The organism is Streptomyces sp. NPDC059092 (assembly GCF_042756365.1).
Taxonomy (GTDB): domain Bacteria; phylum Actinomycetota; class Actinomycetes; order Streptomycetales; family Streptomycetaceae; genus Streptomyces.
This window is the reverse complement of sequence record NZ_JBHZEJ010000036.1, coordinates 57,538-80,344: the sequence shown is the minus strand read 5'-3', so window position 1 is coordinate 80,344 and position 22,807 is coordinate 57,538. Positions and strand designations below refer to the sequence as shown.

23 protein-coding genes are annotated in these 22,807 nt (G+C 70.9%); 19 read left to right on the top strand and 4 right to left on the bottom strand.

The genetic code is table 11. The annotated features are described in order from the left end of the window. Positions 1-43: 43 nt before the first annotated feature. Both ACFXPL_RS21560 and ACFXPL_RS21555 read right to left on the bottom strand, forming a co-directional pair. Complete coding sequence (locus ACFXPL_RS21560; RefSeq protein WP_384921768.1) at positions 44-1,273, bottom strand: DUF349 domain-containing protein; 1,230 nt, start codon at positions 1,271-1,273, stop codon at positions 44-46. A 149-nt stretch (positions 1,274-1,422) separates the two neighbouring features. After that, positions 1,423-2,214 carry a peptidylprolyl isomerase gene (locus ACFXPL_RS21555; protein WP_384921765.1) on the bottom strand — a complete coding sequence of 264 codons (792 nt, stop codon included), beginning with the start codon at positions 2,212-2,214 and terminating at the stop codon, positions 1,423-1,425. Between the two features lie 203 nt (positions 2,215-2,417). On the opposite strand from ACFXPL_RS21555, the gene ACFXPL_RS21550 reads away from it, so the two are divergent. The 4 genes from ACFXPL_RS21550 to ACFXPL_RS21535 all read left to right on the top strand — a co-directional run bounded on the left by ACFXPL_RS21550 (position 2,418) and on the right by ACFXPL_RS21535 (position 6,561). Next, positions 2,418-3,131: an MBL fold metallo-hydrolase gene (locus tag ACFXPL_RS21550; RefSeq protein WP_384921761.1), complete on the top strand. Its 714-nt coding sequence runs from the start codon at positions 2,418-2,420 to the stop codon at positions 3,129-3,131. A 13-nt stretch (positions 3,132-3,144) separates the two neighbouring features. Beyond that, positions 3,145-4,407 carry a histidine--tRNA ligase gene (gene hisS, locus ACFXPL_RS21545; protein WP_384921758.1) on the top strand — a complete coding sequence of 421 codons (1,263 nt, stop codon included), beginning with the start codon at positions 3,145-3,147 and terminating at the stop codon, positions 4,405-4,407. Between the two features lie 94 nt (positions 4,408-4,501). After that, positions 4,502-5,137 (top strand): vitamin K epoxide reductase family protein, encoded by a 636-nt coding sequence (locus ACFXPL_RS21540; protein WP_384921755.1) that lies wholly within the window; start codon positions 4,502-4,504, stop codon positions 5,135-5,137. A gap of 68 nt (positions 5,138-5,205) precedes the next feature. Then, complete coding sequence (locus ACFXPL_RS21535; protein ID WP_384921752.1) at positions 5,206-6,561, top strand: replication-associated recombination protein A; 1,356 nt, start codon at positions 5,206-5,208, stop codon at positions 6,559-6,561. 65 nt (positions 6,562-6,626) lie between these two features. On the opposite strand, the gene ACFXPL_RS21530 is transcribed toward ACFXPL_RS21535, so the two are convergent. Then, a complete protein-coding gene (locus ACFXPL_RS21530) occupies positions 6,627-7,319 on the bottom strand; it encodes a DUF2470 domain-containing protein (protein ID WP_384921783.1) in 693 nt (230 codons plus the stop codon). A 185-nt stretch (positions 7,320-7,504) separates the two neighbouring features. Between ACFXPL_RS21530 and rpsD the strand changes: the two genes are divergently transcribed. The 15 genes from rpsD (at position 7,505) to nusB (ending at position 21,874) form a co-directional block, all read left to right on the top strand. Beyond that, positions 7,505-8,119: a 30S ribosomal protein S4 gene (gene rpsD, locus ACFXPL_RS21525; RefSeq protein WP_114622954.1), complete on the top strand. Its 615-nt coding sequence runs from the start codon at positions 7,505-7,507 to the stop codon at positions 8,117-8,119. 212 nt (positions 8,120-8,331) lie between these two features. After that, a complete protein-coding gene (locus ACFXPL_RS21520) occupies positions 8,332-8,778 on the top strand; it encodes a DUF948 domain-containing protein (RefSeq protein ID WP_384921748.1) in 447 nt (148 codons plus the stop codon). A gap of 8 nt (positions 8,779-8,786) precedes the next feature. Further along, the gene (locus tag ACFXPL_RS21515) at positions 8,787-9,113 is read left to right on the top strand and encodes a DUF6167 family protein (protein ID WP_384921745.1); all 327 of its coding nucleotides are present in this window, start codon (positions 8,787-8,789) and stop codon (positions 9,111-9,113) included. Continuing rightward, positions 9,113-11,782: an alanine--tRNA ligase gene (gene alaS / locus ACFXPL_RS21510; protein ID WP_384921742.1), complete on the top strand. Its 2,670-nt coding sequence runs from the start codon at positions 9,113-9,115 to the stop codon at positions 11,780-11,782. The genes ACFXPL_RS21515 and alaS overlap by 1 nt, the downstream gene beginning before the upstream one ends. 14 nt (positions 11,783-11,796) lie before the next feature. Then, entirely contained in the window at positions 11,797-12,270 is a 474-nt protein-coding gene (gene ruvX / locus ACFXPL_RS21505) for a Holliday junction resolvase RuvX (protein WP_384921739.1), read from the top strand. Positions 12,271-12,392: 122 nt separating this feature from the next. Beyond that, on the top strand, positions 12,393-14,204 hold the full coding sequence (gene mltG, locus ACFXPL_RS21500; RefSeq protein WP_384921736.1) for an endolytic transglycosylase MltG: 1,812 nt from the start codon (positions 12,393-12,395) through the stop codon (positions 14,202-14,204). Beyond that, positions 14,204-15,028: a shikimate dehydrogenase gene (locus ACFXPL_RS21495; RefSeq protein WP_384921733.1), complete on the top strand. Its 825-nt coding sequence runs from the start codon at positions 14,204-14,206 to the stop codon at positions 15,026-15,028. Before mltG ends, ACFXPL_RS21495 begins: the two co-directional genes overlap by 1 nt. A 154-nt stretch (positions 15,029-15,182) precedes the next feature. After that, positions 15,183-16,367, top strand: a complete 1,185-nt coding sequence (gene aroC / locus ACFXPL_RS21490) for a chorismate synthase (RefSeq protein ID WP_384921730.1) — start codon at positions 15,183-15,185, stop codon at positions 16,365-16,367. Beyond that, complete coding sequence (locus ACFXPL_RS21485; protein ID WP_384921727.1) at positions 16,364-16,972, top strand: shikimate kinase; 609 nt, start codon at positions 16,364-16,366, stop codon at positions 16,970-16,972. Before aroC ends, ACFXPL_RS21485 begins: the two co-directional genes overlap by 4 nt. Further along, positions 16,969-18,063 (top strand): 3-dehydroquinate synthase, encoded by a 1,095-nt coding sequence (gene aroB, locus ACFXPL_RS21480; protein ID WP_384921724.1) that lies wholly within the window; start codon positions 16,969-16,971, stop codon positions 18,061-18,063. The genes ACFXPL_RS21485 and aroB overlap by 4 nt, the downstream gene beginning before the upstream one ends. Beyond that, a complete protein-coding gene (aroQ, locus tag ACFXPL_RS21475; RefSeq protein WP_384921721.1) occupies positions 18,060-18,500 on the top strand; it encodes a type II 3-dehydroquinate dehydratase in 441 nt (146 codons plus the stop codon). The genes aroB and aroQ overlap by 4 nt, the downstream gene beginning before the upstream one ends. A gap of 129 nt (positions 18,501-18,629) precedes the next feature. After that, positions 18,630-19,562, top strand: a complete 933-nt coding sequence (locus ACFXPL_RS21470; protein ID WP_384921718.1) for an AAA family ATPase — start codon at positions 18,630-18,632, stop codon at positions 19,560-19,562. 92 nt (positions 19,563-19,654) lie between these two features. Beyond that, entirely contained in the window at positions 19,655-20,758 is a 1,104-nt protein-coding gene (locus ACFXPL_RS21465) for an aminopeptidase P family protein (protein WP_384921716.1), read from the top strand. Between the two features lie 118 nt (positions 20,759-20,876). Continuing rightward, positions 20,877-21,443, top strand: a complete 567-nt coding sequence (gene efp / locus ACFXPL_RS21460; RefSeq protein WP_384921713.1) for an elongation factor P — start codon at positions 20,877-20,879, stop codon at positions 21,441-21,443. Positions 21,444-21,445: 2 nt separating this feature from the next. Continuing rightward, positions 21,446-21,874 (top strand): transcription antitermination factor NusB, encoded by a 429-nt coding sequence (gene nusB / locus ACFXPL_RS21455; RefSeq protein ID WP_384921710.1) that lies wholly within the window; start codon positions 21,446-21,448, stop codon positions 21,872-21,874. Between the two features lie 219 nt (positions 21,875-22,093). Here nusB and bldD read toward each other — a convergent pair whose 3' ends face one another. Then, positions 22,094-22,594 carry a transcriptional regulator BldD gene (gene bldD / locus ACFXPL_RS21450; protein WP_329828429.1) on the bottom strand — a complete coding sequence of 167 codons (501 nt, stop codon included), beginning with the start codon at positions 22,592-22,594 and terminating at the stop codon, positions 22,094-22,096. Positions 22,595-22,807 lie beyond the last annotated feature (213 nt).

Sequence of the window (22,807 nt, the reverse complement as noted above, 5' to 3'; positions counted from 1 at the left end):
GGGCCGCCCGCTGTACGCGTTGCTCAGCCTGCTCAGGGCCTGCTCAGCCGCCGAACTCCTGGAGGCCCTTGAGGGCCTGGTCCAGCAGCGCCTGCCGTCCCTCCAGCTCCCGGGCCAGCTTGTCGGCCTTCGCGTTGTTGCCCGCCGCGCGCGCCGTGTCGATCTGCTTGCGCAGCTTGTCGACGGCCGCCTGGAGCTGCCCCGTCAGACCCGCGGCCCGCGCACGGGCCTCCGGGTTCGTCCGGCGCCACTCGTTCTCCTCGGAGTCCTGGAGCGCCCGCTCCACCGCGTGCATCCGCGCCTCGACCTTGGGCCTCGCGTCGCGCGGTACGTGGCCGATGGCCTCCCAGCGCTCGTTCAGCGCGCGGAAGGCGGACCGGGCCGACTTGAGGTCCGTGACCGGCACCAGCCGCTCGGCCTCGACCGCCAGCTCCTCCTTGAGCTTCAGGTTCTCCGTCTGCTCGGCGTCGCGCTCGGCGAAGATCTCGCCGCGCGCCGCGAAGAAGACGTCCTGAGCACCGCGGAAGCGGTTCCACAGCTCGTCCTCGGCCTCGCGCTGCGCGCGGCCCGCCGCCTTCCAGTCCGTCATCAGCTCGCGGTAGCGCGCGGCCGTACCGCCCCAGTCGGTGGAGCCGGAGAGCGCCTCCGCCTCGGCGACCAGCTTCTCCTTGGCCTTACGGGCATCCTCGCGCTGCGCGTCGAGCGCCGCGAAGTGCGCCTTGCGCCGCTTGGAGAACGCCGAGCGCGCGTGCGAGAAGCGGTGCCACAGCTCGTCGTCGGACTTCCGGTCCAGCCTGGGCAGGCCCTTCCAGATGTCCACCAGCGCCCGCAGCCGCTCGCCGGCCGTCCGCCACTGGTCGCTCTGCGCCAGCTCCTCCGCCTCGGTGACCAGCGCCTCCTTGGCGTGGCGCGCCTCGTCGGTCTGCTTGGCCCGCTGCACCTTGCGCTCCTCGCGGCGCGACTCGACCGTGGCGACCAGCGCGTCGAGCCGCGTCCGGAGCGAGTCGAGATCGCCGACGGCGTGGTGCTCGTCCACCTGCCCGCGCAGATGGTCGATGGCCGTCGTCGCGTCCTTCGCGGACAGGTCGGTGGTCCTCACCCGCCGCTCAAGGAGGCCGATCTCGACAACCAGGCCCTCGTACTTGCGCTCGAAATAGGCCAGAGCCTCCTCCGGAGATCCTGCCTGCCACGATCCGACGACCTGCTCGCCCTCGGCCGTCCGCACGTACACGGTGCCCGTCTCGTCGACGCGGCCCCACGGGTCGCTGCTCACAGCGCCTCCTCCACCTGATGCCCGTGAGGGGAATGGCCCCCGGGCATCATCCACAGTTCCTGGGACGGGCTGCGCCCGCCCTGCACAACGCCAATCTAGGCGACCGGCCGCCCGGCTGTCCGCACTCAGCGCGGCCGAAATTCACAGGGTCACGCCGTGTCGACCGTGCCCTTCTCCACGGTGACGGCCTTCTTGGGCGCGCCGTCGCCCGCCCCGCCGTCCACGCCGGCCTTCCCCACGGCTTCCACCGTCTTCAGCCCGGCGGCGTCCATGGTCCCGAACGGGGTGTAGCTGGGCGGCAGTTTGGTGTCCTTGTAGACCAGGAAGAACTGGCTGCCGCCGGTGTGCGGCTGGCCGGTGTTGGCCATGGCCACCGTGCCCGCCGGATACGTCACGCTGCCGTCCGCGCCGGCCTTGCCGAGGGCCGTCAGATTCTCGTCCTCGATCGTGTAGCCGGGGCCGCCGGTGCCGTCACCCTTCGGGTCACCGCACTGGAGCACGAAGATCCCCTCGGTGGTCAGCCGGTGACACTTCGTGTTGTCGAAGTACCCCTTGTCGGCGAGCGCCTTGAAGGAGTTCACCGTGTGCGGTGTCTTCTTGGCGTCCATGGCGATCGCGATGTCACCCTGGCTCGTCCTGAGGCCCAGCGTGTACTTCGCGTTCTTGTCGATGGCCATCTTCGGCTCGGGCTCGGCGCTCTCGGTCTCCGAGGGCGACGGGGACGGATTCGCCTCCGAGGCTGCGTCGTCCTTCGCGCTGTCGCCGTCGCTCAGACCGATGGAGAAGTACGCCGCGCCTCCCGCGAGCACCACCACGGCCAGCACGGAGGCGATGACGGTGTTACGCCGCTTCGCCTTCTGCCGGGCCTCAACCCGCCGCTGCTGCTGCCGCTCGAACTTCTCCCTGGCGAGCTGCCGCCGCCGCTGATCGCTCTTGACCACCGGGTCCACTCCTCGTGTCTGTGTGTGATCCTGTTCGGTCCCATCCGGCCTGACCGGTGCCCCGACCGGGCAAACTTTTCCGGGAGGGGCACCAGATGCGTACGGTATATGGGTTGGCTGTGGAATGAGGAGCGCCGGTATCCTCTCCGAGCAGCCGCATTCTCCGCCGGACCACGCGCGCCGGACGACATATAAGGACGATCGTGCTCATTGCCGGTTTCCCCGCCGGAGCCTGGGGGACCAATTGCTATCTGGTCGCCCCCGCCGCGGGTGAGGAGTGCGTGATCATCGACCCGGGCCATCAGGCCACCCAGGGGGTCGAGGAAGCGGTCAGGAAGCACCGTCTCAAGCCCGTCGCCGTCATCCTCACGCACGGGCACATCGACCATGTCGCCTCCGTCGTCCCGGTGTGCGGCGCGCATGACGTACCGGCGTGGATCCACCCCGCCGACCGCTACATGATGAGCGACCCGGAGAAGGCCCTGGGCCGCTCGATCGGGATGCCGCTCATGGGCGAGCTGACGGTGGGCGAGCCGGACGACCTGCGGGAGCTGACCGACGGCGCCGGGCTGACGCTGGCCGGCCTGGAGTTCACCGTCGCGCACGCGCCCGGCCATACGAAGGGGTCGGTGACCTTCGCGATGCCCGAGGCCGCGGACATTCCGCCGGTCCTCTTCTCGGGCGATCTGCTCTTCGCCGGCTCCATCGGACGCACCGACCTGCCCGGCGGTGACCACGCCGAGATCCTGGCGTCGCTGGGCCGGGTGTGCCTGCCGCTCGACGACTCGACCGTGGTGCTGTCCGGCCACGGCCCCCAGACGACCATCGGCCGGGAGCGCGCCACCAACCCCCATCTCCGGGACGTGGCCACCGGCCAGGGAGACGGCACGCACGCCGCTCCGCGACGAGGAATGTGAAACACCGATCTCCATGAGCACTTTTCAGGCACCCAAGGGCACCTACGACCTGATCCCGCCCGTCTCGGCGACCTTCCTCGCCGTACGCGAGGCGATCGCCTCGCCCCTGAAGAACTCCGGCTACGGCTATGTCGAGACGCCCGGATTCGAGAACGTCGAGCTGTTCGCCCGCGGCGTCGGCGAGTCCACCGACATCGTCTCCAAGGAGATGTACGCCTTCGAGACCAAGGGCGGCGACAAGCTGGCGCTGCGCCCCGAAGGCACCGCCTCCGTCCTGCGCGCCGCGCTGGAGGCCAACCTCCACAAGGCCGGCAACCTGCCCGTCAAGCTCTGGTACTCCGGCTCGTACTACCGCTACGAGCGTCCGCAGAAGGGCCGCTACCGCCACTTCTCCCAGGTCGGCGCCGAGGCGATCGGCGTCGAGGACCCCGCGCTCGACGCCGAGCTGATCATCCTGGCCGACCAGGCCTACCGCTCGCTGGGCCTGCGGAACTTCCGCATCCTCCTCAACTCGCTGGGTGACAAGGAGTGCCGCCCCGTCTACCGCGAGGCGCTGCAAGGCTTCCTGCGCGGACTCGACCTGGACGAGGAGACGCGCCGCCGCATCGAGATCAACCCGCTGCGGGTCCTCGACGACAAGCGCGCCGACGTACAGAAGCAGCTCGTCGGCGCCCCGATGCTGCGCGACCACCTGTGCGACGCGTGCAAGGCGTACCACGAAGAGGTACGCGAGCTGCTGACCGTCCAGGGCGTCGCCTTCGAGGACGACGAGAAGCTCGTCCGCGGCCTCGACTACTACACGCGCACCACCTTCGAGTTCGTCCACGACGGTCTCGGGGCACAGTCGGCGGTGGGCGGCGGCGGCCGGTACGACGGGCTCTCCGAGATGCTCGGCGGCCCCGCCCTCCCGTCGGTCGGCTGGGCGCTCGGCGTGGACCGTACGGTACTGGCGCTGGAGGCCGAGTCCATCGAGCTGGACATCCCGCCGGCCACCAGCGTGTACGCGATCCCGCTCGGCGAGGAGGCGCGCCGCAGGCTCTTCGGCGTCGTCACCGAACTGCGCGCGGCGGGCGTCGCCACGGACTTCGCCTTCGGCGGCCGGGGCCTCAAGGGCGCGATGAAGTCCGCGAACCGGTCCGGCGCCCGCTACACGCTCGTCGCGGGGGAGCGGGACCTCGCGGAGGGCGTGGCCCAGCTCAAGGACATGGAGAGCGGCGAGCAGACGGCGATCGCGCTCGACACCCTGGTGGCCGAGGTGACCCGGCGGCTCGGCTGAGCGCCGCCCGGCGCCGGGGAGCCGGTCCGCCGCGGTGACCCGTACGGCAGAATGACCCTGTCCGTACTGGCCTCCTCAGCGATGGAACGGCGATATGACGAGTGCAGCGGTTGGCGACGTCTCCTCCGACCACAAGGACGGGAATCCTCCCGGCACGGTCGGGGGCGGGCGGGTCTTCGCGCTGCTGCTGGTGGTCACGGGCGCGGCGGGGCTGCTCGCCGCGTGGGTGATCACGATCGACAAGTTCAAGCTGCTGGAGGACCCCGATTTCACCCCGGGGTGCAGCCTGAACCCGGTGGTGTCCTGCGGCAACATCATGAAGAGCGCCCAGGCGTCGGTCTTCGGCTTCCCCAACCCGATGCTCGGCCTCGCCGCCTACTCCGTGGTCATCGCCATCGGGATGGGGCTGCTCGCCGGGGCCCGCTACCGGGGCTGGTTCTGGCTGGGGCTGAACGCGGGGACGCTCTTCGGCGTCGGATTCTGCACCTGGCTCCAGTACCAGTCGCTGTACAACATCAACTCGCTCTGCCTCTGGTGCTGTCTGGCCTGGGTCGCCACGATCCTGATGTTCTGGTACGTCACCTCCCACAACATCCGTCACGGGGTGCTGCCCGCCCCCGACCGGCTGCGCGGCTTCCTCGCCGAGTTCACCTGGGTCCTCCCCGCGCTGCACATCGGGATCATCGGGATGCTGATCCTGACGCGCTGGTGGGACTTCTGGACGAGCTGAGCGCCCGGTCCGCCCACGGGCGGGACTGTGCTGACGGTGTTGTCAGTGGCGGGGCATAGGCTTCACCCGTGGAGCCCGACCTCTTTACCGCAGCCGCGGAAGACCGCCAGGAGAAGGACCCGACCGCCAGCCCCCTGGCCGTCCGGATGCGCCCCCGTGTCGTCGACGAGGTCGTCGGCCAGAGGCACCTGCTGAAGCCGGGATCCCCGCTGCGCAGGCTGGTGGGCGAGGGCAGCGGCGGCCCCGCGGGCCCCTCGTCCGTGATCCTCTGGGGCCCGCCCGGCACCGGGAAGACCACCCTCGCGTACGTCGTCTCCAAGGCCACCAACAAGCGCTTCGTCGAGCTGTCGGCGATCACCGCGGGCGTCAAGGAGGTCAGGGCCGTCATCGACGGGGCGCGGCGCGCCTCCGGCGGCTTCGGCAAGGAGACGGTCCTCTTCCTCGACGAGATCCACCGCTTCAGCAAGGCCCAGCAGGACTCCCTGCTGCCCGCGGTGGAGAACCGCTGGGTGACGCTGATCGCCGCCACCACGGAGAATCCGTACTTCTCGGTGATCTCCCCGCTGCTCTCCCGCTCCCTGCTGCTCACACTGGAGCCGCTCACGGACGAGGACCTGCGCGCCCTGCTGCGGCGGGCGCTCGCCGAGGAGCGCGGTCTCGGTGGCGCCGTCACCCTGCCCGAGGACGCCGAGGCGCATCTGCTGCGCGTCGCGGGCGGTGACGCGCGGCGCGCGCTGACCGCGCTGGAGGCGGCGGCCGGCGCCGCGCTCGCCAAGAGCGAGAAGGAGGTCACCCTCCTGACCGTGGAGGAGACCGTCGACCGCGCGGCGGTGATGTACGACCGGGACGGCGACCAGCATTACGACGTGGCGAGCGCCCTGATCAAGTCGATCCGCGGCTCCGACGTGGACGCGGCGCTGCACTATCTGGCCCGGATGATCGACGCGGGGGAGGACCCCCGGTTCATCGCGAGACGGCTGATGATCTCGGCGAGCGAGGACATCGGCCTCGCCGATCCGACCGCGCTGCCGATCGCGGTCGCCGCCGCCCAGGCCGTGGCCATGATCGGTTTCCCGGAGGCCGCTCTCACCCTCAGCCACGCCACCATCGCGCTGGCGCTCGCACCCAAGTCCAACGCCGCCACGACCGCGATCGCGGCGGCCCTGGAGGATGTGAAGAAGGGGCTGACGGGCCAGGTTCCGGCGCATCTGCGGGACGGCCACTACAAGGGAGCGGCCAAGCTCGGCCATGCCCAGGGCTACATCTATCCGCACGACGTCCCCGGCGGGATCGCGGCCCAGCAGTACGCGCCGGAGTCGGTGCGCGACAGGCGTTACTACGAGCCCACGCGGTACGGCGCGGAAGCGCGCTACGCGGACGTGGTCGACAAGGTGCGCGAGCGGCTGCGCGGCGACACCGGCTGAGACCTCCGCGGGTCCGGCCTCCCCCCGGCGGCTCCCCACCGCGTACGGCCGTGTCCCGTGGGGCGCTACTGGCCGGCCGCGTCGAAGAGCGTGTGCATCGCGTAGCGCAGCTCGTTGACGTTCCTTACCGGCTCGGGGAAGTCGAAGCGGGCGTCGAAGCACTGGACGCCGGTGAAGCGCACCCGCAGTCCGAAGCGGTCGATCCCGACCGGTACGGCCGCCGTCCCGGCGGCGGACGCGGACGCGGTCCGCTCGCCGAGCAGCCCCCGCAGGGACCGGACCTCCGCGCTGTGCGCGGAGTGGAGGTGCTGCAGCAGCTCCGCCTCGTGCTCCACCAGCGGGTCGGGGGCCGCCCGTACGAAGTCCTCGGGCTCCACCGGCTCGGCGCCCCACAGGTCGTCCACGCACGCCTCGCCGACCTCCAGACGCAGCGTCATCCGGCCGGCGTCCGCCAGACCGGGTTCGCGGGTGAGCCAGCCGGAGAGCCAGGCCCGGCCACGGATACGGTGGGGTACGGAGACGGGTGCCACATCCGTCAGCTCCAGCACCGCGGTGAGTTCGTCGTCCTGCGCGTGGGTGGCGGCCCGTACCGCCGGGGAATCCGACGGGAAGACGAGGAACACCTCGCCGTCCGGGCCCACGGACCGCACGTCGGGCATGAGCTGGTACGGCCTGGCCCCGTCCAGGCCGGGGATGAGCAGCACCGCCGAGCATGTACCCTGTACGAGAGTTCGTGTGCGTTCGGCTGCTGACGGCATCCGATCGATTTCAAGCCCGCTGGGACGCGGCTGACCATGAGCTGATCGGACCTCCGTCGATTCGTCGCTCTCCGCGCCGAGCTTGTCTGTGATGTCCGTGATGCGCGTGGTGTTCCCAGGGCGAGACATGCGATCTCCTTTAGTAAGGTGAGCCTAACCTAACCTACAACGGAGGTCTGGAGAACGTGCCTAACCAGTCGCGTCCCAAGGTCAAGAAGTCGCGTGCGCTCGGTATCGCGCTGACGCCCAAGGCTGTCAAGTACTTCGAGGCCCGTCCCTACCCGCCGGGTGAGCACGGTCGTGGACGCAAGCAGAACAGTGACTACAAGGTCCGTCTGCTGGAGAAGCAGCGCCTGCGTGCCCAGTACGACATCAGCGAGCGCCAGATGGCCCGCGCCTACGACCGCGCCAAGAAGGCCGGCGGCAAGACGGGCGAGGCCCTGGTCGTCGAGCTGGAGCGCCGTCTCGACGCGCTCGTCCTGCGCTCGGGCATCGCCCGCACCATCTACCAGGCCCGTCAGATGGTCGTGCACGGTCACATCGAGGTCAACGGTGGCAAGGTCGACAAGCCGTCGTTCCGCGTCCGTCCCGACGACGTCGTGATGGTCCGCGAGCGCAGCCGCGACAAGGTCCCCTTCCAGGTCGCCCGTGAGGGTGGCTACGACACGGACGGCGAGACCCCGCGCTACCTCCAGGTCAACCTGAAGGCGCTGGCGTTCCGCCTGGACCGCGACCCGAACCGCAAGGAAATCCCGGTCATCTGCGACGAGCAGCTCGTCGTCGAGTACTACGCCCGCTGACCCGGACGCGGTAGCTCCACCACGCTTCAGCCCGCCGTCTCCCCGCCCTCCACGGGCGGAGAGCCGGCGGGCTTTCGCGTGGCTCCGCCCGCCCTCCCGCGTGCCGTTAATGCGGTACGGGGCCGGGCCGCGGGCGCGATAGGCTCGGACGACGACTTTTCCAGTCGCCTGTCAGTTGTCAGTGACCTTCGACGATCAGGGAGCGGTGCGGCGTGACCGGTGGAGAGGTTGCCGGAATCCTGGTGGCCGTGTTCTGGGCCATTCTGGTCTCCTTCCTGGCCGTGGTGCTGGTGAGACTGGCACAGACGCTCAAGGCGACCACCCGGCTGGTGGCGGACGTCACCGAACAGGCCGTCCCCCTGCTGTCGGACGCCTCCGCGACGGTCCGCTCCGCGCAGACCCAGCTCGACCGGGTCGACGCCATCGCCTCGGACGTCCAGGAAGTCACCTCGAACGCCTCGGCGCTCTCCACCACGGTCGCCTCGACGTTCGGCGGCCCCCTCGTCAAGGTCGCGGCGTTCGGCTACGGCGTACGCCAGGCGATGGGACGCCGGGGCGCGCCCGCCGCCGGGAGCGAGCCCGCGGAGCGGGCCACCCGCCGTACGGTCGTCGTCGGCCGGACGCTCCCCGCCGCCCGGTTCCGGAAGAAGAAGGGCTGACCGCAGCGATGTTCCGCCGTACGTTCTGGTTCACCGCGGGCGCCGCCGCCGGCGTCTGGGCCACCGCCAAGGTCAACCGCAAGCTCAAGCAGCTCACCCCGGAGAGCCTCGCCGCCCAGGCGGCGAACAAGGCGATCGACGCCGGGCACAAGGTCAAGGATTTCGCCGTCGACGTCCGCTCCTCCATGGTGCGGCGCGAGGCCGAACTGGGCGAGGCGCTGGGGCTGGACGCACCGGCGGACCACGCGCTGCCCGCCCCGCGACGCCTCGCCGCGATCGACCGCCCCCGGACCACGCACCCCTACAACTCGCACAACCGGAATGAGGACCACTGATGGAGTCGGCTGAAATTCGTCGCCGCTGGCTGAGCTTCTTCGAGGAGCGCGGTCACACCGTCGTCCCTTCGGCGTCGCTCATCGCGGACGACCCGACTCTGCTGCTGGTCCCGGCGGGCATGGTGCCCTTCAAGCCGTACTTCCTCGGCGAGGTCAAGCCTCCGTACGCCCGCGCGACCAGCGTGCAGAAGTGTGTCCGTACCCCGGACATCGAAGAGGTCGGCAAGACCACCCGGCACGGCACGTTCTTCCAGATGTGCGGCAACTTCTCCTTCGGCGACTACTTCAAGGAAGGCGCCATCACGCTCGGCTGGGAGCTGCTGACCAGCTCCGTGGCGGACGGCGGTTACGGACTCGACCCGGAGCGCCTGTGGGTCACCGTCTACCTCGACGACGACGAGGCCGAGCAGATCTGGCGCGAGAAGATCGGCGTCCCCGCCGAGCGCATCCAGCGCCTCGGCAAGAAGGACAACTACTGGTCCATGGGCGTGCCGGGCCCCTGCGGCCCCTGCTCGGAGATCAACTACGACCGCGGCCCCGAGTTCGGCGTCGAGGGCGGCCCCGCCGTCAACGACGAGCGCTACGTGGAGATCTGGAACCTGGTCTTCATGCAGTTCGAGCGCGGCCCCGGTGAGGGCAAGGACGACTTCCCGATCCTCGGTGAGCTGCCCTCCAAGAACATCGACACCGGCCTCGGCCTCGAACGTCTCGCCATGATCCTCCAGGGCGTACAGAACATGTACGAGACCGACACCCTGCGGGTCGTCATGGACAAGGCCACCGAGCTGACGGGCGTACGGTACGGCGCCGACCACGGCTCCGACGTCTCGCTGCGTGTGGTCGCCGACCACATCCGTACGTCCACGATGCTCATCGGTGACGGCGTCACCCCCGGCAACGAGGGGCGCGGTTACGTACTGCGCCGCATCATGCGCCGCGCCATCCGCAACATGCGCCTCCTCGGTGCCACGGAGCCGGTCGTCGCCGCGCTGGTCGACGTGGTCATCGGCACCATGGGCGAGCAGTACCCGGAGCTGGAGACCGACCGCAAGCGCATCGAGGCCGTCGCCCTCGCCGAGGAGGCCGCCTTCCTCAAGGCCCTCAAGGGCGGCACGAACATCCTCGACACCGCCGTCACCGAGACCAAGGCCGCCGGCGGCCGGGTGCTCCCCGGCGACAAGGCGTTCCTGCTCCACGACACCTGGGGCTTCCCCATCGACCTCACCCTGGAGATGGCCTCGGAACAGGGCCTCTCCGTGGACGAGGACGGCTTCCGGCGGCTCATGAAGGAGCAGCGGGAGCGGGCCAAGGCCGACGCCAAGGCCAAGAAGTCCGGCCACGCCGACCTCTCCGCCTACCGCTCGGTCGCGGACAACAGCGGCTCCACCGAGTTCACCGGCTACACGACCACCGAAGGTGAGTCGACCGTCGTCGGCCTGCTCGTCGACGGGGTGCCCTCGCCGGCCGCCACCGAGGGCGACGACGTCGAGATCGTCCTCGACCGCACACCGTTCTACGCCGAGGGCGGCGGCCAGCTCGCCGACCAGGGCCGGATCCGGCTCGACAGCGGCGCCGTCGTCCAGATCCGCGACGTCCAGCAGCCGGTCCCCGGTGTCTCCGTACACAAGGGAACGGTGCAGGTCGGCGAGGTGACGGTGGGCGCCTCCGCGTACGCCGCCATCGACCTGACCCGCCGCCGGGCCATCGCCCGCGCCCACAGCGCCACCCACCTCACGCACCAGGCCCTGCGCGACGCCCTCGGCCCGACGGCCGCCCAGGCCGGTTCCGAGAACTCCCCGGGCCGCTTCCGCTTCGACTTCGGCTCGCCCGCCGCCGTACCCGGCACGGTCCTCCTCGACGTCGAGCAGAAGATCAACGAGGTGCTCGCCCGGGAGCTGGACGTCCAGGCCGAGGTCATGTCGATCGACGAGGCCAAGAAGCAGGGCGCCATCGCCGAGTTCGGTGAGAAGTACGGCGAGCGGGTCCGCGTCGTCACCATCGGCGACTTCTCCAAGGAGCTGTGCGGCGGTACGCACGTCCACAACACCGCCCAGCTCGGTCTGGTGAAGCTGCTCGGCGAGTCGTCCATCGGCTCGGGGGTACGGCGTATCGAAGCCCTGGTGGGTGTGGACGCGTACAGCTTCCTCGCCAAGGAGCACACCGTCGTCGCCCAGCTCCAGGAGCTGGTCAAGGGCCGCTCCGAGGAGCTGCCCGAGAAGATCGCCGGCATGCTCGGCAAGCTGAAGGACGCCGAGAAGGAGATCGAGAAGTTCCGCGCGGAGAAGGTGCTCGCCGCCGCCGCCGGACTGGCCGGCTCCGCCAAGGACGTACGGGGCACGGCCCTGGTCACCGGGCAGGTCCCGGACGGCACCTCGGCCGATGACCTGCGCAGGCTGGTTCTCGACGTGCGCGGCCGTATCAGTGGCGACCGGCCGGTGGTCGTCGCCCTGTTCACCACGGCGGGCGGTCGCCCGCTGACGGTCATCGCCACCAACGAGGCCGCCCGTGAGCGCGGGCTCAAGGCCGGTGACCTGGTGCGGACCGCCGCCAAGACCCTCGGCGGCGGCGGAGGCGGCAAGCCGGACCTCGCCCAGGGCGGCGGCCAGAACCCGGAGGCCATCGGGGACGCCGTCGCCGCCGTCGAGCGCCTCGTCGCCGAGACGGCCTGAGGGCCCGGCACCGCATGAGCGGTATGCGCAGGGGACGCCGGCTGGCGGTCGACGTCGGGGACGCCCGGATCGGGGTCGCCTCGTGCGACCCCGACGGGATCCTCGCCACGCCGGTGGAGACCGTGCCGGGACGCGACGTCCCGGCCGCCCACCGGCGGCTTCGGCAGATCGTCGAGGAGTACGAACCCATCGAAGTGCTGGTCGGGCTGCCGCGTTCCCTGAACGGGGGCGAGGGGCCCGCCGCCGCGAAGGTACGTGTGTTCGCTCAGGAGCTCGCGCGGGGGGTCACACCCCTGCCGGTACGACTGGTCGATGAGCGAATGAGCACAGTGACGGCCGCTCAGGGATTGCGCGCTTCGGGCGTTAAGTCCAAGAAAGGGCGGTCCGTTATCGACCAAGTGGCGGCAGTTGTCATCCTCCAGAGCGCGCTGGAGGCCGAACGGGTATCAGGTAATCCTCCCGGCGAGAGCGTCGAAGTGGTCATCTGATCGCGGTACGGTAACGTTCCGCGCGATGCGGCGGTGTTCGAACAGTCGCCGCACAGCAAAGAGGCGAATGGGACGCCGTGCCACTGCGCTCAGCGGTCACGCCTCGCGGCTCAAGGGGATCGATGACTGACTATGGCCGGGGCCCGGGCTCCGAACCGTGGCACCCTGGGGACCCTCTGTACGGGGACTCGGGGTGGGCGGCACAGCAGGCCACCGACGGCAGCGGCTCCTCGTACGGAGGGCAGCAGCAGTACCCGCAGCAGCCGCAGGCCGAAGCGCAGTACGGGGCGGTCCAGGACCCGTACCAGCAGCAGTACCAGCAGCAGCCGCAGCACCCCCAGTACCAGGGCGGGCAGCCCGAGTACGGTGCTCAGCAGTACGGCGACCAGCAGTACGGCACGCCCCAGCAGCAGCCGCAGCAGCCGCAGCAGCCGTCCCCCCAGCAGCAGTACGCGGAGCAGCGGTACGCGCCGCAGCACCCCCAGCGGCAGTACAGCGAGCCGCAGCACAACGACCCGCAGTACAACGGCGGTTGGGACAACGGCCAGCAGGCCGAGATGCCGTACGGCGGGAACTCCTCGGCCCCCTACGCGGGCGAGTACGTCACCTACGCGGAGAACCACGACCACTACGGCACCCCCGACGCCTACCCGCCCCCACAGCCCCCCGGCCGGCGCCGCACCGAGCCGGAGCCCGCGGCCGAGCCCGGTCCGGCCGAGGCCGCCGAGGACGCGCCGGAGAAGGAGACGCACCCGTTCTTCACCGGTGAGGGCGGCGACGGGGCCGACGACGATTCGGGCACCGGCCGGGGCGGCGGTGGCCGCGAGGGCCGAGGCAGGACGAAGAAGAAAAAGAAGGGCCGCAACGGCACCGCCTGCTTGATCGTCGCCGTGGTGTTCCTCGGCGGCGCCGGTGGTATCGGCTATGTCGGCTACCAGTTCTGGCAGAACAAATTCGGCCCCCCGCCGGACTTCGCGGGTGCGGGCTCCGGCGATATCGAGGTGGAAATCCCTTCGGGGGCCGGCGGATATGAGATCGGTGCCATTCTGGTGAAGAGCGGCGTGGTGAAGAGCCAGCGCGCTTTCGTCGCCGCACAGAATCAGAATCCCAAGGGAAATACGATCCAGGCGGGCGTCTACATTCTCGGCAAGGAGATGTCCGCGCGGAACGCGGTCAAGAAGATGCTCAGCCCGAGCAGCCGGAACGCGCTGATCTTCCCCGAGGGCAAGCGCAACGAATTCATCTACGCGCAGATCGACAAACGGCTCGGAATCAAGAAGGGCGAGACCGCGGCCGTCGCCAAGGCGCAGGTGAAGAACCTGGGCCTGCCGAAATGGGCCAACGGCAACAGAGATGTGAAGGATCCGCTGGAGGGCTTCCTCTTCCCGGCGAGTTACCCGGTCGCGAAGGGGACGAAGCCGGAGACCGTGCTCAAGAAGATGGTCGCCCGCGCCAGGGCCGAATACGAGAAGCAGGACATCGAAGGAGAGGCGAAGAAGCTGAAGCTGACGTCGCCGCTCCAACTGCTCACCGTCGCGAGCCTCGTGCAGGCGGAGGGCAAGTACAAGCACGACTTCGACAAGGTCGCCCGCGTCGTCTACAACCGCCTGCAGCCGGAGAACACGGAGACGGTCGGGCGTCTTGAGTTCGACTCCACCGTCAACTACATCAAGGCCCAGAGCAGACTGGATCTCGGTGCCGTCGACAACCTGCGGAAGATCAAGGACCCGTACAACACCTACGACATCAAGGGCCTTCCGCCCGGACCCATCGGAAACCCGGGTGCCGACGCCCTGCACTCGGCGATCAACCCGGCGGAAGGTCCCTGGTACTACTTCGTCTCGGTGACCTCGGACAAGACGCTCTTCGCCGTCACCAACGAGGAGCACGAGGCGAACCGCCAGGAGTACGAGAGGGAAAGCAAGAAACCGTGATGTCACGTCGGCGGGCGGCGGTCCTCGGATCGCCCATCGCCCATTCCCTCTCCCCGGCGCTGCACCGCGCCGCGTACGGAGAGCTCGGCCTGAGCCACTGGTCGTACGACCGCTTCGAGGTGGACGAGGCCGGGCTCCCCGGCTTCCTCGAAGGTCTGCGCGGCGATTCCTCGTGGGCCGGTCTCTCGCTGACCATGCCGCTCAAGCGGGCCGTCATCCCGCTGCTGGACGAGATCACCGACACCGCGGCCTCCGTGGAGGCGGTGAACACCGTCGTCCTCGGGGGTGACGGCCGCCGCACCGGTGACAACACCGACATTCCGGGCATGATCGCCGCACTGGGCGAACGTGGCGTGGAGAAGGTGGAGTCCGCGGCGATCCTGGGGGCCGGCGCGACCGCTTCGTCCGCCGTCGCCGCGCTCTCCCGTATCTGTACGGGGCCGGTCACCGCGTACGTACGGAGCAAGGCCCGCGCCACCGAGATGCGCGGCTGGGGCGAACGCCTCGGTGTGGACATCCGGATCGCCGACTGGGCGGAGGCGGAACGGGCGCTGCACGCGCCGCTGGTGATCGCCACCACCCCGGCGGGCACCACGGACGGGCTCGTCGACGCGGTCCCGGACTCGGCCGGCACACTCTTCGACGTGCTGTACGAGCCCTGGCCGACGGCGCTCGCGGCGGCCTGGGCAGGGCGCGACGGGGCACTGGTGAGCGGGCTCGACCTGCTGGTCCACCAGGCGGTGCTCCAGGTGGAAATGATGACGGGCCGCTCGCCCGCGCCGCTCGACGTGATGCGGGAGGCGGGCGCCGCGGCGCTCGGCTGACCCGTACGGTGACGGGACGGCCGGCGGACGGTGGTCCGTTCTGCGGACCGTTGCCCGCCGCTGATCCCCGCCGTGGGAGAATCGGACATGGCGGGCCAGGGCCGCGCACCCGGTCGCGCCGTCGTAGTTCCAGGCGCGAGTATGAGGAGCACCGTTGAGCAGGTTGCGCTGGCTGACCGCGGGGGAGTCCCACGGACCCGCACTCGTGGCGACGCTGGAGGGTCTTCCCGCCGGTGTGCCCATCACCACGGAAATGGTGGCGGACCACCTGGCCCGGCGCCGCCTCGGCTACGGCCGCGGTGCTCGGATGAAGTTCGAGCAGGACGAGATCACCTTCCTCGGTGGGGTACGGCACGGCCTGACCATGGGCTCACCCGTGGCGATCATGGTGGGCAACACCGAGTGGCCCAAGTGGGACCAGGTCATGTCCGCCGATCCGGTCGACCCCGCCGAACTGGCCCAGCTCGCCCGTAACGCCCCGCTGACCCGCCCCCGGCCCGGCCACGCGGACCTCGCGGGCATGCAGAAGTACGGCTTCGACGAGGCCCGCCCCGTCCTGGAGCGCGCCAGCGCCCGGGAGACCGCCGCGCGCGTCGCGCTCGGCGCGGTGGCCCGCTCGTACCTGAAGGAGACGGCCGGGATCGAGATCGTCTCCCACGTCGTCGAGCTGGCCGGGGCGAAGGCCCCGTACGGCGTCCACCCGGAGCCGTCCGACGTCGCGAAGCTGGACGCGGACCCGGTGCGCTGCCTGGACGCCGACGCGAGCAAGGCGATGGTCGCGGAGATCGACCAGGCCCACAAGGACGGCGACACCCTCGGAGGGGTCGTCGAGGTGCTGGCGTACGGCGTGCCGGTCGGACTCGGCTCCCACGTCCACTGGGACCGCAGGCTCGACGCCCGGCTGGCCGCCGCGCTCATGGGCATCCAGGCCATCAAGGGTGTCGAGGTCGGCGACGGCTTCGGACTCGCCCGCGTGCCCGGCTCACAGGCGCACGACGAGATCGTCCCGACCGCCGACGGCCTCCGGCGGGCCTCCGGCCGCTCCGGTGGCACCGAGGGCGGGCTGACCACCGGTGAGCTGCTGCGCGTACGGGCCGCCATGAAGCCCATCGCGACCGTGCCGCGCGCGCTGGCCACCGTAGACGTGGCCACCGGCGAGGTGACCAGCGCCCACCACCAGCGCTCCGACGTGTGCGCCGTGCCGGCCGCCGGGATCGTCGCCGAGGCCATGGTCGCGCTGACCCTCGCGGACGCGGTCGCGGAGAAGTTCGGCGGCGACAGCGTCACGGAGACGCGCCGCAACGTCGGTTCGTACCTCGACAACCTCCGTATCCGATGAGCGCCCCGGACCCGGCGGGCAGGCGGGACCCGGCGAACGGGCCGGCCGTCGTGCTCGTCGGCCCCATGGGTGTCGGCAAGTCCACCGTCGGGGAACTCCTCGCCGCGCGGCTCGGCACCGCCTTCCGCGACAGCGACGCCGACATCGTCGCCGCCCAGGGCCGGTCCATCGCGGAGATCTTCGTGGACGACGGCGAGACGCACTTCCGTGAGCTGGAGCGCGAGGCGGTACGGCGCGCGCTCGCCGAGCACACCGGCGGTGTCCTCGCGCTCGGCGGCGGTGCGATCCTCGACGCCGCCACCCGTGCGGAGCTGACCGGGCTGCCGGTCGCCTACCTCTCGATGGAGGTCGGCGAGGCGGCCCGGCGGACCGGGCTGAACACGGCGCGCCCGCTGCTGGCCGTCAACCCCCGCCAGCAGTGGAAGCTGCTGATGGAGGGGCGCCGTCACCTGTACACGGAGGTGGCCCGGGTCTCCGTCGCCACCGACGACCGTACGCCCGAAGAGGTCGTGGACGCCGTCCTCGACGCGCTGGAGCCGGCCTCTCCCGCGGCGGAAGAGCTCAGGATCCCCGGCACGATCCCTGGCAAGGAGAACCCCGTATGACGGACCAGACAGTCACCCGTATCCAGGTCGGCGGCACCGCCGGACACGACCCGTACGAGGTACTGGTCGGCCGGCAGCTCCTCGGCGAGCTGCCGGTCCTGATCGGACCGCGGGTCCGGCGGATCGCCGTCATCCACCCCGAGGCGCTGGCCGGGACCGGCGAGGCGCTGCGCGCGGACCTCGCCGACCAGGGGTACGAGGCCGTCGCGATCCAGGTGCCGAACGCGGAGGAGGCGAAGACCGCCGAGGTCGCCGCGTACTGCTGGAAGGCGCTCGGGCAGACCGGCTTCACCCGTAGCGATGTGATCATCGGTGTGGGCGGTGGCGCCACCACCGACCTGGCCGGGTTCGTCGCCGCGACCTGGCTGCGCGGGGTGCGCTGGATCGCCGTACCGACGACCGTGCTCGCCATGGTCGACGCGGCCGTGGGCGGCAAGACGGGCATCAACACCGCCGAGGGCAAGAACCTCGTCGGCGCCTTCCACCCGCCCGCCGGGGTGCTCTGCGACCTCGCCGCGCTGGACTCCCTGGGCGTCCACGACTACGTCAGCGGCATGGCGGAGATCATCAAGGCGGGGTTCATCGCGGACCCGGCCATCCTGGAGCTGGTCGAGTCCGACCCGGAGGGCGCCCGTACGCCGTCGGGGCCGCACACCGCCGAGCTGATCGAGCGTTCGATCCGGGTCAAGGCCGAGGTCGTCTCCAACGACCTCAAGGAGTCCGGTCTCCGGGAGATCCTGAACTACGGCCACACCCTGGCGCACGCCATCGAGAAGAACGAGCGCTACAAGTGGCGGCACGGCGCCGCCGTCTCCGTCGGCATGGTCTTCGCCGCCGAACTGGGGCGGCTGGCCGGCCGGCTCGACGACGCGACCGCCGACCGGCACCGAGCCGTACTGGAGTCCGTCGGCCTCCCGCTGACCTACCGCGGCGACCAGTGGCCCAAGCTGCTGGAGACGATGAAGGTCGACAAGAAGTCCCGCGGCGACCTGCTGCGCTTCATCGTGCTCGACGGCCTCGGCAAGCCGACCGTGCTGGAGGGCCCGGACCCGGCGGTGCTGCTCGCCGCGTTCGGGGAGGTGTCGGCGTGACCCGTCGGGTCCTCGTCCTCAACGGACCCAACCTGGGCCGCCTCGGCTCGCGCGAGCCCGACGTGTACGGGGCGACCTCGTACGCCGGGCTCGTGGACTCCTGCCGGACGTTCGGCAAGGAGCTGGGGCTCGACGTCGACGTACGGGAGACCAACGACGAGGGCGAGCTGATCCGCTGGCTCCACGAGGCCGCGGACGACGCCCTGCCGGTCGTCCTCAACCCGGGCGCGTTCACCCACTACTCGTACGCGATGCGGGACGCGGCGGCGCAGCGCACGGCGCCGCTGATCGAGGTGCACATCTCGAACCCGTACGCGCGCGAGGAGTTCCGGCACACCTCGGTCGTCGCGGCCGTCGCCAGCGGTACGGTCGCGGGCTTCGGCATCGGCTCGTACCGGCTCGCGCTGCGCGCCCTCGCGGAGGAGCTGACCGCCTGACGGAGCGTCGCCCGGCACTCCTCGGGCATCCCGGCCGTTCCCACGGGGACGGCCGGGGGCGGTACCGTTCGCTAGCGCGGCCCGCGGGGCCGCGACCAGCGTCAGTCGTACGAGACGGAGTGGCACCGGATGCAGCACTCAGTGGGGGTTCCGTTGCCGCCTCCCCAGGGACCGGGGCACGGAAGCGGATGGGCGCCCCGGATCCCGGGCGCACCTCAGGCGCACGGAGCGCACCAGACACCGCACGGAGCGCACCAGACGCAGGGACCGCAGCCGGCGCAGGGATCCCACCAGCCTCCCGGAGCCTCTGGGCCCCCTGGGCCGCCCCCGCCTCCGGGGCAGCACCCGATCCCGGGACAGCACCCCGGGCCGTCGCACGCGCCCGCACAGGAGCACGGACACGGCCCCGTGCCGCCGCCCGCCGAGGTCACCGGACATGTCCAGCTTCCGCCGGGCGGCCCCGTGCCGGTGCCCGCCGTGCGGCCCGCCGACAGCGGTACGGGCACGGCGACCCTCGCCGTCCTGCTCATCGGGCCCGCGGGCGCGGGCAAGACGACCGTGGCCCGGCACTGGGCGAGCAGCCGCCGGGTGCCCACCGCTCACATCAGCCTGGACGACGTACGCGAATGGGTCTGCGCCGGCTTCGCCGACCCGCAGTCCGGCTGGAACGACCACTCCGAGGCCCAGTACCGGCTGGCCCGCCGCACCTGCGGCTTCGCCGCCCGTAACTTCCTCGCCAACGGCATCTCCTGCATCCTCGACGACGCGGTCTTCCCGGACCGGCCGGTCGTCGGACTCGGCGGCTGGAAGCGTCATGTCGGCCCCGGACTGCTCCCGGTCGTCCTGCTCCCCGGGCTGGAGATCGTGCTGGAGCGCAACGCCGAACGCAGCGGCAACCGCCGGCTGGCGGACGAGGAGGTCGCCGGCATCCACGGCCGGATGGCCGGCTGGTACGGCTCGGGGCTGCCCATCATCGACAACTCCAAGTACGACGTGGAGACCACGGCCAGGGTCCTCGACGACGTCCTGGCCCGCGCCCTCGCCTCCCCGCCGAGCTGGTGAGCTGGTGATCCGGCCCGCGCGGCGGCCACGGGGTTTCCCCGGTCGGACGCGCTGAACCGGCCGGGTGAGGCACCCACTCGTACGATCGGGTCATGTCAGACGTGTATGCGGTCCGCCGCGCGCGGCTGCGTGACCGGTGCGCCGCCGCGGGCAACCCGGCGGCCCTGGTCTCCCGGCCCGCCAACGTCCGCTACCTCGCGGGCGGGGCACCGCCGGGCGCCGTGCTGCTGCTCGGCCCGTACGACAACGACACGCTGCTCTGCCCCCGCACCCCCGGCCACGAGGGGCCGGAGGGGATCGACGAACGGCTACGCCTCACCGCCGTACCCATCAGCGGGGACCCCGCCGTGGCCGCCGCGGGGATCCTCACCCCGTCGTCCGCCGGGTCGCTCGCCGTCGAGGAGCACCACCTCACCGTCGCCCGCCACCGGGCCGTCGGCGCCGTCGCGCCCGGGCTGCGCCTCACGGACCTCGGGTACGCCGTCGAGCAGCAGCGGATCGTCAAGGACGAGACGGAGATCGCCTGTCTGCGGATCGCCGCCGAGATCGCCGACCACGCGCTGGGCGAGCTGCTGGAGTCGATCCTGGTGGGCCGCACCGAGCGGCATCTCGCCCTGGAGCTGGAGCGGCGGCTCGTCGACCACGGCGCCGACGGCCCGGCCTTCCCGACCGTCGTGGCCACCGGGCCGCACTCGGGCCGCCCCGGACACCGTCCCTCGGACCGGCGGGTCGAGGAGGGTGATTTCCTCTCCGTCGGCCTCGGCGCCGACTACCGCGGATACCGGTGTCTCATCGGCCGGACGTTCGTCATCGGAACGTCCCCCGCCGACTGGCAGATCGAGCTGTACGAGCTGGTCTTCGCGGCACAACGGGCAGGTCGGGAGGGGCTGGTGCCGGGCGCGGGCTACCGCGACGTGGACCGCGCGACGCGGCATCCGCTGGAGGCCGCCGGGCACGGCGAGGGGCTGGCGGCCCGTACGGGACACGGGGTCGGACTCGAAATCGACGAGGACCCGCAGCTCGCCCCCGCGGCCATGGGTAAACTGGACGCTTGTGTGCCGGTCACCGTCGGACCGGGGGTCCACCTCCCGGGCCGGGGCGGTGTCCGGATCGATGACACGCTCGTCGTCCGCCCCGAGGCGGACGGCGGACCCGAGCTACTCACCATCACGACCAAGGAGCTGCTCGCGCTCTAGTCCGGCGCTCGTGCCGGGCACTGCCCGGGCCATGGCCCGGGTGTCGCCCAGGCATCCGCCGGGGCGGCGCGCGGCCCTCGGTCGTCCACCTGCTTTCAGTCCAGGAGATTCCGCAACCGTGGCTTCCACGAACGACCTCAAGAACGGCCTGGTCCTCAAGCTCGACGGAGGCCAGCTCTGGTCCGTCGTCGAGTTCCAGCACGTCAAGCCCGGCAAGGGCCCGGCCTTTGTGCGCACCAAGCTGAAGAACGTGCTCTCCGGCAAGGTCGTCGACAAGACCTTCAACGCCGGCGTGAAGGTCGAGGTGGCCACCGTGGACCGCCGCGACATGCAGTTCTCGTACATGGACGGCGAGTACTTCGTCTTCATGGACATGAGCACGTACGACCAGCTCATGATCGACCGCAAGTCGGTCGGCAACGCGGCGAACTTCCTGATCGAGGGCTTCACCGCCACGGTCGCCACGCACGAGGGCGAGGTGCTCTACGTCGAGCTGCCCGCCGCGGTCGAGCTGGTCATCAAGCACACCGACCCGGGCGTCCAGGGCGACCGTTCCACCGGTGGCACCAAGCCGGCCACGCTGGAGACCGATTACGAGATCGGTGTCCCGCTCTTCATCACCACCGGCGAGAAGATCAAGGTCGACACCCGTACGGGCGACTACCTCGGCCGGGTGAACAGCTAACCGTGGCTGCCAGGAGCAATGCCCGTAAGCGCGCGTTCCAGATCCTCTTCGAGGCCGATCAGCGCGGTACGTCCGTACAGAACGTTCTCGCGGACTGGATCAGGCACTCTCGCTCCGACGACCGTCAGCCCCCGGTCGGCGAGTTCACCATGGAACTGGTCGAGGGGTACGCGGAGCACGTCGCGCGTATCGACGAACTCATCGCCACCTACGCGGTGGACTGGGACCTCGACCGGATGCCGGTCGCCGACCGCAACATCGTCCGGCTCGGCACGTACGAATTGATCTGGCTGGACGGGACGCCGGACGCCGTGGCGATCGACGAGGCGGTCCAGCTCGCCAAGGAGTTCTCCACCGACGAGTCCCCGTCGTTCGTGAACGGCCTTCTCAGCCGCTTCAAGGACCTCAAGCCGAGTCTGCGCCGCGCCTGAGCGGCGGTCCGCCCTCGCGCGCCGGACGGGAGCAGCCGACCCGCCCGGCGCGTGGGGGCGCACGTGTCTCCGGACGGCACGTCAATCTCCGGACACCTGGACACCTGGACACGGCGCGAGGGCGCCGGACGCGCCGGAGGGCGGCCCCGTACACGCGTACGGGACCGCCCTCCGGGAGGTGACGTTTCTGCCGATCCGCGAGCCGGGCCCGCGGGACGGTCAGCTCTCGTCGTGCGCGACCGCGCGCCGCGCGTCCGCGTCGAGCACACCCCAACTGATGAGCTGCTCGGTCAGGACCGACGGCGACTGGTCGTAGATGACGGCCAGGGTGCGCAGGTCGTCCTGGCGGATCGACAGCACCTTGCCGTTGTAGTCGCCCCGCTGGCTCTGGATCGTCGCCGCGTACCGCTGGAGCGGGCCGGCCTTCTCCTGCGGCACGTGGGCCAGGCGCTCCAGGTCGAGAACGAGCTTCGGCGGCGGCTCGGCGGCGCCGCCGGGCGTCGTGCCGGGAAGAAGCTCCTGCACCGGGACACCGTAGAAGTCCGCCAGCTCGGCGAGGCGCTGCACCGTGACGGCACGGTCTCCACGCTCGTACGAACCCACCACGACGGCCTTCCAGCGGCCCTGGGACTTCTCCTCCACGCCATGGAGCGAGAGGCCCTGCTGGGTGCGGATGGCGCGGAGTTTGGCCCCGAGCTGCTTTGCGTATTCGCTGGACATATAGCTCCCCGGACGAAGTCTGGTAACTCACTGTGAGGTTACGCAGCGTTACTTGGATGCGTCAAGCCGGGGGAGCCGTACCGGGGTCCGTACCGGCCTCCGTACCGCGCTCCGTACCGCTGTCCGTACCGCGCCCGCGCCGTCTCCCGGCGGCTTTTCGCGGGGGGTGGCGCCGAATGTGCCGCGGACCCCCTGCTAGCCTGGGTGGCGTAG